Source organism: Cupriavidus sp. 01L45 (assembly GCF_056399885.1).
Window position 1 is genome coordinate 1 of record NZ_JBFTSG010000109.1, and the last position, 9598, is coordinate 9598.

8 protein-coding genes are annotated in these 9598 nt (G+C 65.6%); 1 reads left to right on the forward strand and 7 read right to left on the reverse strand.

Going from position 1 to position 9598, the window contains the following annotated elements:
* Positions 1-452, reverse strand: a 452-nt coding sequence (locus tag AC1DT6_RS39560; RefSeq protein ID WP_477115539.1) for an ABC transporter substrate-binding protein, incomplete at its 3' end; no start/stop codon positions are given.
* A 342-nt stretch (positions 453-794) separates the two neighbouring features.
* Between AC1DT6_RS39560 and trmB the strand changes: the two genes are divergently transcribed.
* The gene (trmB, locus tag AC1DT6_RS39565) at positions 795-1469 is read left to right on the forward strand and encodes a tRNA (guanine(46)-N(7))-methyltransferase TrmB (RefSeq protein ID WP_441626792.1); all 675 of its coding nucleotides are present in this window, start codon (positions 795-797) and stop codon (positions 1467-1469) included.
* Positions 1470-1536: 67 nt separating this feature from the next.
* On the opposite strand, the gene AC1DT6_RS39570 is transcribed toward trmB, so the two are convergent.
* From AC1DT6_RS39570 to prpC, 6 genes are all read right to left on the reverse strand, one after another.
* Entirely contained in the window at positions 1537-2739 is a 1203-nt protein-coding gene (locus AC1DT6_RS39570; protein WP_045237420.1) for a DUF2863 family protein, read from the reverse strand.
* 133 nt (positions 2740-2872) lie between these two features.
* Positions 2873-3019, reverse strand: coding sequence for a hypothetical protein (locus AC1DT6_RS39575; protein WP_441626790.1), 147 nt, complete (start codon positions 3017-3019; stop codon positions 2873-2875).
* A 298-nt stretch (positions 3020-3317) separates the two neighbouring features.
* Positions 3318-6023, reverse strand: a complete 2706-nt coding sequence (gene acnA / locus AC1DT6_RS39580; protein ID WP_477115537.1) for an aconitate hydratase AcnA — start codon at positions 6021-6023, stop codon at positions 3318-3320.
* Between the two features lie 299 nt (positions 6024-6322).
* Positions 6323-7774 carry a bifunctional 2-methylcitrate dehydratase/aconitate hydratase gene (locus AC1DT6_RS39585; protein ID WP_441626786.1) on the reverse strand — a complete coding sequence of 484 codons (1452 nt, stop codon included), beginning with the start codon at positions 7772-7774 and terminating at the stop codon, positions 6323-6325.
* A gap of 73 nt (positions 7775-7847) precedes the next feature.
* Complete coding sequence (locus tag AC1DT6_RS39590; protein WP_441626784.1) at positions 7848-8375, reverse strand: hypothetical protein; 528 nt, start codon at positions 8373-8375, stop codon at positions 7848-7850.
* A gap of 188 nt (positions 8376-8563) precedes the next feature.
* The coding region (prpC, locus tag AC1DT6_RS39595) for a bifunctional 2-methylcitrate synthase/citrate synthase (protein ID WP_477115538.1) at positions 8564-9598 on the reverse strand (1035 nt) is incomplete at its 5' end.

Below are 9598 nucleotides of genomic sequence, written 5' to 3' on the forward strand. Positions count from 1 at the left end.
CTCATGGTGAGGCGCACGGTGAGCGGGTCGGGCGTGTCGATGCGCGCGATCGGCTTGGTGTAGCTGGTGAAGGAGCCTGGGCTATTGGTGAGTTTGTCCGGGCGCTCCAGCGAGGCCTTGACGTCTTCGCTGGTGAACGGCGTCCCGTCGTGCCATTTCACGTTGGGGCGCAGCTTGATTTCCCAGGTGATGGCGTTGACCGGCTTCCATGACAGCGCCAGGCCCGGGATGTAGCGGGCGTTCTTGTCCATGAACACCAGCGACTCGAAGATGTGCAGGGCGATGGCGTTGTTCGGTCCGGCGTTGTTCCACTGCGGGTCCATCGAGGTCACGTCGGCGGACAGGCCGATGCGCAGGTCTTCGGCCTGCGCCGCGCCGGCGGGCAGCAGCATCAGCGCGGCGCCGCCGAGCACGAGTGCGGCGCCGGCTTGCAGCATCGCGCGGCGCGGCATCAGGGCGGCAAGGACGTCAGGCGGGCTTGACGGAGCGCCGGCAGGGCGATCCGCGGTGCGGGCTGGAAGGCTGCGGCTAAGGCGTGTTGCGGGCATCGGGATGCGCTCCTCGTACGGGCCGGCCCTCGGGAGGGGAGGGCGTCGGCGGGTTCTCAGATGGGGTGGCGGCTCCGGCTTGCTTGCCTGAATCTCCACCCGGCTGCCCGCATTGTGCCGCCAAAACGACATCGGTGTGCGATACGGGCGTCATATGCTTATGCTCCCAGCAAGGGGTGGCACATGTCCATGGCTTGCGCCGCCTGCTTGTCCCCGGGCCCGCCCGCAGCCGGTAGAATCCCGCCCATGTTCGCCAACTCCCGCACCATCACCTCGGCCCAGGCCGATGTCCACGACCACCTCGCGGCGCGTGTCGCCCGCCACCTGGCTGAGCCCTTTCGCAAGCCGATCGGCGAGCCCAGCCGGCGCGCGCTCGATCTTGCGCTGCAGCAATGGCAGCAGGCCGGCGTCGCGCCGCTGATCCTCGACGCAGGCTGCGGCGTGGGGGAGAGCACCTTGCGCCTGGCCACGGCGTTTCCCGGTCATTTCGTGATCGGCGTGGACCAGTCGGAGAAACGGCTGACCGGCGGCAAGGACTGGTGGGAAGGGCCGATGCCGGCCAATTTCGCCTGGGCCCGTGCCGACCTGGTCGATGTCTGGCGGATGCTGCAGGCGGATCGCATCCCTATTGCGCGCCATTACGTGCTGTATCCCAACCCCTGGCCCAAGATCGGCCACCTGGGGCGGCGCTGGCAGGGCCATGCGGTGTTCCCGGCGCTGGCTGCGTGCGGAGACTATCTGGAGTGCCGCAGCAACTGGCAGGTCTATATCGATGAATTTGCCCAGGCGCTGGCGCTGGTTGGCCGGCCGGCGCGGGTCGAGTCCTGGCGGCCGGCCGAGGCTATCACGCCGTTCGAGCGCAAGTACGCCGCCTCCGGTCATGCGCTGTGGCGCTGCGTGAGCGAGCCCGCGGCAACCTGACACCGGGAGCCGGGAAACAAAACGGCCCGCGCAAGGCGGGCCGTCGGTGAGGCGGGTGGGGTAACGCTCAGTGGAACAGCGGCTGCTGCGTGGGCGCGTCTTCGGGCAGTTCGGCGTGCACGATCTCACCCGAGCGGTCCGCGTAGAGCGGCGTGCCGCAGTCTTCGCAATACTCGGGGTCGAACAGCGCGGCGTGACGGAATATGTCTTCGACCCCCGCGTTGCGCAGTTCCTCGCAGATCTGCTCCAGCGGGTTGTCCTTCTCGCTGGCGTCGATCTCGCCGGACTCGCGGCCATACACCGGCCAGACGATGCCGTAGATCACATCCTTCTCGCCGCGCATGGTAAAGCCGACGCGGTACTCCTCGACTTCCTCCTCGCCGAAGGCCGCCACCACGGCGGCCATCTGGCCGGCGGGCACGTCCAGCGTGCCGCACAGGTAGTTGACGGCGGCGCGCACGGTGAGCGGGCGGATGCTCTTGTCGGACTCGCGGCAGGACAGGAAGAAGGCGTCGGGCAGCAGCAGCTCGAACTCGCAGCCGGGCATCAGCAGCGCGATCGAAGGCTGGACCTGGGTGCGCCATTGCTCCAGGCACACCGTGCGCTCGGCATGGTGTTCCTTGGCGTCCTCCTGCCAGCGGAACAGTGCCTGCTCGTGCGGCGCCACCACCACGGCCAGCAGGTAGCGCGGATCGGCCAGGATCGGCGCGGTCTCCGGCAGGTCGCGCAGATCGACCTTGGGCGTGGTGCCGGCCATGGCGGCCGAAACCAGCTTGTAGGTCAGGGCAAAGGTATCGCTGTGCGTGCGCGGCAACTGGTCGATGCTGTACAGGTAGGGCGATAGCGCCATCTTGGTATTGGTCGCCAGCACATGCGCCTGCATGTGCACCGCCAGGGTCTGCGACAGCTCGGGCTTGAGCGCGCCGGACGGGATGGCGTAGCGGGTGTGGGCCAGGATGGGGGCGGCGATCAGCAGGGCGTCGTAGCTGACGCCGTCGATTTCGACGGTGGCCGACTCGGCCAGGGTCTCGGCTTGTTCGGCGAGCACGTCGGAGGCGTCGGCGTTGTGCTTGAACAGGTGTTCGAGCGCGGCGTCGAGGGCGGACTGGCTGCCGTTTTTCAGGAGCCGGCCCAGGCGTTGCGAGAGCCGCCGCTCCCAATACCCATCCTCCATGCGGCTGCCCGAGGCATCGAGCGCGAGCGCATCGGCCACCAGACGCTCGGCGTCAGGCGAAAGACGTTGGGAAGCCTTGGGGCGAAAACCTGCCATAAGTCGAAATCATCCGTTTTTCGGTAAAACGGTATTCTACTCGCTGCGTTGACAAAAAAAGCCGCCAGGTGCAGGGCGGCTGTTCTGCGTGATGCCGGACAGGCTTGCGCGGTGCCTCGAAGCGCCGGGGCTGTTACTTCTGCGCGGGCGCTTGCGGGGTCTCCGGCGCGTGGGTTTCCACGCCGTGCTGCTCGCCGCCCATCGAAATCTCGCCGCCCTTGGACAACATATAGAGTGCCGCGCCGGCGATGACGACGAATGCGATGAAAATCTTTGCCATGGTGTCTCCTGTGCGTTTGAGGCGGGCAGGCCGACGTGGCTGCCCTGCGCAATGCTTTGTTCTTGTTGATGCATCGGAGTGTGGCAGGGCAGGCTTGCGTGGAACTTACACGGGGGCATGCTTGGGGTAAGCCTGGGTCAAGCGGTGGTGGCTGCGCTTTTAGCCCGGCTGCCGGGCTCGCCGGGCGCTATGGCAGGTAAACGCCGCCGCAAAGAAAAACGCCGCTGGCCATGTCCTCCATAGAGGCGCACGGCCAGCGGCGTCGCCCCAAAGCCCCTGAGGGCCCCGGGCTAGCCGGTCAGGCGGCCAGCAACTGACGCAGCACGAACGGCAGGATGCCGCCGTGGTTGTAGTAGTCGACTTCGATCGGGGTGTCGATGCGCAGCAGCACCGGCACGCGCTGCACGTCGCCATTGGCGCGCTTGATCACCAGCGTCACGTCCTGCTGCGGCTTCAGGTCGCCTTCGATGCCTTCGATGTCGAACGTCTCGTTGCCGATGATGCCCAGCGTCTGCACGCTGTCGCTGCCTTTGAACTGCAGGGGCAGCACGCCCATGCCGACCAGGTTGGAGCGGTGGATGCGCTCGAAGCTGCGCGTGATCACGGCCTTCACGCCAAGCAACTGGGTGCCCTTGGCGGCCCAGTCGCGCGACGAGCCGGTGCCGTACTCTTCGCCGCCGAACACCACGGTGGGCGTGCCTTCGGCGATGTATTTCATGGCGGCGTCGTAGATCGACATTTCGTCGCCGGTGGGCTGGTGCAGCGTGACGCCGCCTTCCACGCGCGAGCCATCGGCCTTGACCGGCAGCATCAGGTTCTTGATGCGCACGTTGGCAAAGGTGCCGCGCATCATGACCTCATGGTTGCCGCGGCGCGAGCCGTAGCTGTTGAAGTCCGCCTTGAGCACGCCGTTGGCCAGCAGGTACTTGCCCGCGGGCGACGATTCCTTGATCGAACCAGCCGGCGAGATGTGGTCGGTGGTCACGGAGTCGCCAAAGACGCCGAGCGCGCGCGCATTGCGCACGCTGGTCTGGGTCGCGGCCGGTTCCATGCCGAAGCCTTCGAAGAAGGGCGGCTCGGCGATATAGGTGGACTTCGGCCAGTCGTAGACCTGGCCCTTGGTGCCCTTGACCTTGGCCCACAGCTTGCTCGGCTTCTTGACCTGCTCGTAGTTGACCTTGAAGACCTTGGCGTCCATGGCGTACTTCATCAGCGCATGGATTTCTTCCGAGGTCGGCCAGATGTCGCCAAGGTAGATCTCGCGGCCGCCCTTGCCCGTGCCCACCGGCTCGGTCATCAGGTCGCGCGTCACGTTGCCGGCGATGGCGTAGGCCACCACCAGCGGCGGCGAGGCCAGGAAGTTGGCGCGGATATTCGGGTGGATGCGTGCCTCGAAGTTGCGGTTGCCCGACAGCACGGCGGCCGCAATCAGGTCATTCTTGGTGATCGCCTCGTTCAGTTCCGGCGTCAGGTCGCCGGCGTTGCCGATACAGGTGGTGCAGCCGTAGGCGGTCACGCCGAAACCCAGCTTTTCCAGGTAAGGCAGCAGGCCGGCGGCCTCCAGGTACTCCGTGACCACGCGGCTGCCGGGGGCGAGCGACGTCTTGATGTGCGGCGCAACCTTGAGGCCGGCTTCCACCGCCTTCTTGGCCAGCAGGCCAGCGGCCAGCAGCACGCTCGGGTTGGAGGTATTGGTGCAGGACGTGATGGCGGCGATCAGCACATCGCCGCTCTTCACGTTGACGCCGTCCGTCGTGGTGTAGGTCTTGTCCAGTTCGGCGATGTCCTTGTTGAASCCGTTCTCGGCSRYCGGCTTGGMGAACAGCGAGGCAAAGGTGGACTTGACGTTGCCGATCTCGATGCGGTCCTGCGGGCGCTTSGGGCCGGCCAGCGAGGGGGCCACGGTGCCGAGGTCCAGCGTGACCACGTTGGTGTAGTCGATCTCCCCGGCCTTGGGGATGCCGAACATCTTCTGGGCGCGGAAATAGCCTTCGAAGGCGGCGATTTCTTCTTCGGTGCGGCCGGTGCCCTTGAAATAGTCGATGGTCTTCTCGTCAACCGGGAAGAAGCCCATGGTGGCGCCGTATTCCGGCGCCATGTTGCCGATGGTGGCGCGGTCAGGCAGCGCCAGGCTGGCGGTGCCTTCGCCGAAGAACTCGACGAACTTGCCGACCACTTTCTCGCGGCGCAGCATTTCGGTGATGGTGAGCACCAGGTCGGTCGCGGTCACGCCTTCGCGCAGGCGGCCCTTCAGTTCCACGCCGACCACGTCGGGCGTCAGGAAATAGACCGGCTGGCCCAGCATGCCGGCTTCCGCCTCGATGCCGCCCACGCCCCAGCCCACTACGCCGATGCCGTTGATCATGGTGGTGTGGCTGTCGGTGCCGACCAGGGTGTCCGGGTAGTACACGCCGTCCTTCTTGTGCACGCCGCGCGCCAGGTACTCCAGGTTGACCTGGTGCACGATGCCGAAGCCCGGCTGCACCACACCGAAGGTGTCGAAGGCCTGCATGCCCCACTTCATGAACTGGTAGCGCTCGTTATTGCGCTGGAATTCCAGTTTCATGTTCAGGTCCAGCGCATTCTTTTCGCGGAAGTGGTCGATCTGCACGGAGTGGTCGACCACCAGGTCCACCGGCACCAGGGGCTCGATCTTCTTCGGGTTCTGGCCCATCTTCTCGGCCACGTTGCGCATGGCCGCCAGGTCGGCCAGCAATGGCACGCCGGTGAAATCCTGCAGCACCACGCGCGCCACGACGAAGGGGATCTCGTCGACGCGCTCGGCGACGGGCTTCCAGTTGGCAAGCTGCCTGACGTGTTCTTCAGTGACCTTCTTGCCGTCGCAGTTGCGCAGCACCGATTCCAGCACGATGCGAATCGATACCGGCAGGCGCTCGACCGCTACGCCGAGTGCCTTGCCCAGTTGCGGCAAGGAATAGAACTGACCCTTGCCGGACGGGCCGGTCTTGAATTCTTTCAGAGTCTTATTGAGATTGTGGGGCATTGCCTTACTCCAATCGAAGGATGGTGCGGACTAGCTTGTGGACTCGTAAATCTGCGTTTCGCCGCCGGCGGCCGGTGAAACAAGCCTGCCTCGCGGCGCCCGGCGCCGTGACGGCGCCGTTGTTCATGCCTACTGCCTGCTGCTTGCGTTGTGCATTCTTGCTTTTCTTGCTGATGGATTCTTGCTGATCTGCTTTGCTGCTGCGTGGCATTACCAATGTACGCGCCGCGTGGATTTTAGGGCAAGCCGGCGGGCCCCGTCAGCCTGCCAGGCCCGGTTCATCCGTTTTTTTCCGCGGCTCAGATCACGTACAGGTCGACGTACTCGTTGACCGGCATCGCTTCCAGGCGGGCCTGGTCCAGCGACACGGCCAGGATGGCCTGCTGCTGCCTGGCCGGGAAGCGGCGCGCCAGGTTGGTCTTGAACTTTTCCACCAGCAACGGGATGCCATCGTCGCGGCGGCGCTTGTGGCCGATCGGGTATTCCACCACCACTTCCGGGAGCACCGTGCCGTCGCTCAGTTCCACGGTCAGCGCATTGGCGATCGAGCGCTTTTCCGGATCGTGGTAGTCGGCCGTGAACTGCGGGTCCTCCACGCACACGATCTTGTCGCGCAGCGCGTCGATGCGCGGGTCCGCCGCGACCTTGTCTTCATAATCCTCCGCGGTCAGGCGGCCGAACAGCAGCGGCACGGCCACCATGTACTGGATGCAGTGATCGCGGTCGGCCGGGTTGGCCAGCGGGCCTTTCTTGTCGATGATGCGGATGCAGGCCTCATGGGTGCGGATGGTGACCTTCCCGACGTCGGCTGCCGTCTTGCCCGCGGCGGCCAACTGGCCGTTCAGGGTCATGGCGGCTTCCACTGCGGTCTGCGAGTGGAATTCAGCGGGAAAGGATATTTTGAATAGCACGTTCTCCATCACGTAGGAGCCGTACGGGCGCTGGAACCTGAAGGGCTGGCCCTTGAAGAGCACGTCGTAGAAGCCCCAGCCCCCGGCACTGAGTACCGAGGGATAGCCCATCTCGCCGGTCCTGGCGATCAGCGCCAGGCGCACGGCGCGGCTGGTGGCGTCTCCCGCGGCCCAGCTTTTGCGGCTGCCGGTGTTGGGGGCGTGGCGGTAGGTGCGCAGCGACTGGCCATCGACCCAGGCGAGGGACACGGCGTTGATGATCTCGTCGCGGCTCAGGCCCAGCATCTGCGCGACGACGGCGGTGGAGGCCACCTTGACCAGCACCACGTGGTCCAGGCCGACCTTGTTGAAGGAGTTTTCCAGCGCGATGCAGCCCTGGATCTCGTGGGCCTTGATCATGCCGGTGAGCACGTCCCTCATGGTCAGCGGCTTGCGCCCGGCGGCCACATTGTTGCGCGAGAGCCAGTCGGCGGTGGCGAGGATGCCGCCGAGGTTGTCCGAGGGATGGCCCCATTCGGCGGCCAGCCAGGTGTCGTTGAAATCGAGCCAGCGGATCATGGCTCCGATATTGAAGGCCGCCTGGACCGGGTCGAGCTGGAATTGCGTGCCGGGCACCTTGGCGCCGTTGGGGACCATCGTGCCGGGCACGATCGGGCCCATCAGCTTGGTGCAGGCCGGGTATGACAGGGCTTCCAGGCCGCAGCCGAGGGTATCGATCAGGCAGTTGCGGGCCGTGTCGTAGGCAAGCGCGCTCTCGATCTGATAGCGGGTGACGTAGTCGACAATGTCGACCAATACCTTGTCAGGTTCCGGACGAACGTTTGGAACGTGTGCAGACATGGGGTCCCCTCGGGTATTTGTGCTTCCTGGTGCCCATGGACATGGCCGGGCGATGCCCGGCTATGTCACCTGGTTACGGCTTCGGCGCGGCATCGGCTGCCGGGGCCGGCGGGGCGACCAGCAGGGGGGTGGCTACCGGGGCACGCAGTGCGCCTGCCTGGGTCGGCGCCGAGCCGCCAGCCTGCATGTCCGCGGTCTGGCACTCATCGGCCAGGCGCTGGCCGGCGTTCTTGTTGAACAGCATGGCCTTGCTCGGGATCACGACCAGGTCCAGGCCGGAGCGGGCGTCGAAATAGCGGTCGGCGCCGGTCACGGTGGACAGGCGCGGCAGGCGGTATTCCTTGCCCTCCCAGTTCACGGTGATGACTTCGTCACGCTGCATATTGCCGCCGATGTACAGGACATGGCCCAGTTCGCACTGCCATTTTTCGCCATGCGGCACGGCTGCGGTTTCCGTGGTTGCCGCCTTCTTGGCCGGGGCCTTCTTGGCAGGAGCCTTCTTGGCGGGAGCAGCCTTCGTGGCCGGATCCTGGGCCGTCGCGACGCCGGCGGTGGTCAGCGTGAATGCGCCGATACAGGCGGCGAGGACAAGATGCTTCATTCTGTGGGTTCCTTCTGGAGTTGGGTCAAAGGCGGTGGATTGCCGGCTGAGGCCGACAGACACATGTCCGCCGCTATTCTCTACGATTTGAAAGTCAGGGCGTAGTACCCCTACCATCGGTTACACAATTGGGCATCGCGGCGGGCCCGGTCAAGCCTGTTTTGCTTCATGGTAGGACGATTTTCCGCTTATTTACGCTTGCCGATCGGCACGAACTTCAGGTTCTCCGGCCCGGTGTAGTTGGCGCTGGGGCGGATGATCTTGTTGTCGATGCGCTGCTCGACGATGTGGGCAGCCCAGCCGGAGGTCCGCGAGATCACGAACAGCGGCGTGAACATGGCGGTCGGCACGCCCATCATGTGGTAGCTCACGGCGCTGAACCAGTCCAGGTTGGGGAACATYTTCTTGATGTCCCRCATGGTCGTTTCCAGCCGTTCGGCGATGTCGAACATCTTGGTCGAGCCGGCGTCCTTCGACAGGCGGCGCGCCACGTCCTTGATGATCTGGTTGCGCGGGTCGCTGATGGTGTACACCGGGTGGCCGAAACCRATCACCACTTCCTTGTTTTCCACGCGGCGCACGATGTCGGCCTGGGCTTCGTCGGGGCTGTCGTAGCGCTTCTGGATCTCGAACGCCACTTCGTTGGCGCCGCCGTGCTTGGGGCCGCGCAGCGCGCCGATGGCGCCGCTGATCGACGAGTACATGTCCGAGCCCGTGCCGGCGATCACGCGGGCGGTGAAGGTGGAGGCGTTGAACTCGTGCTCGGCGTACAGGTTGAGCGAAGTGTGCATCGCACGTTCCCACTGCGCCGACGGCTTCTGGCCGTGCAGCAGGTGCAGGAAGTGGCCGCCGATGGAGTCGTCGTCGGTCTCGACCTCGATGCGCTTGCCGTTGTGGCTGTAGTGGTACCAGTACAGCAGCATGGAGCCGAGGCTGGCCATCAGGCGGTCGGCGATRTCGCGCGCGCCKGGGGTGTTGTGGTCGTCCTTTTCCGGCAGCACGGTGCCGAGCACGGACACGCCGGTGCGCATCACGTCCATCGGGTGGGCGCTGGCGGGCACCCATTCGAGCGCGGCCTTGACGTTGGCGGGCAGGCCGCGCAGGGCCTTGAGCTTGGCCTTGTAGGCGGTGAGTTCGGCGCGGGTGGGGAGCTTGCCGTGCACCAGCAGGTGGGCGATCTCTTCGAACTCGCAGGTCTCGGCGATGTCGATGATGTCGTAGCC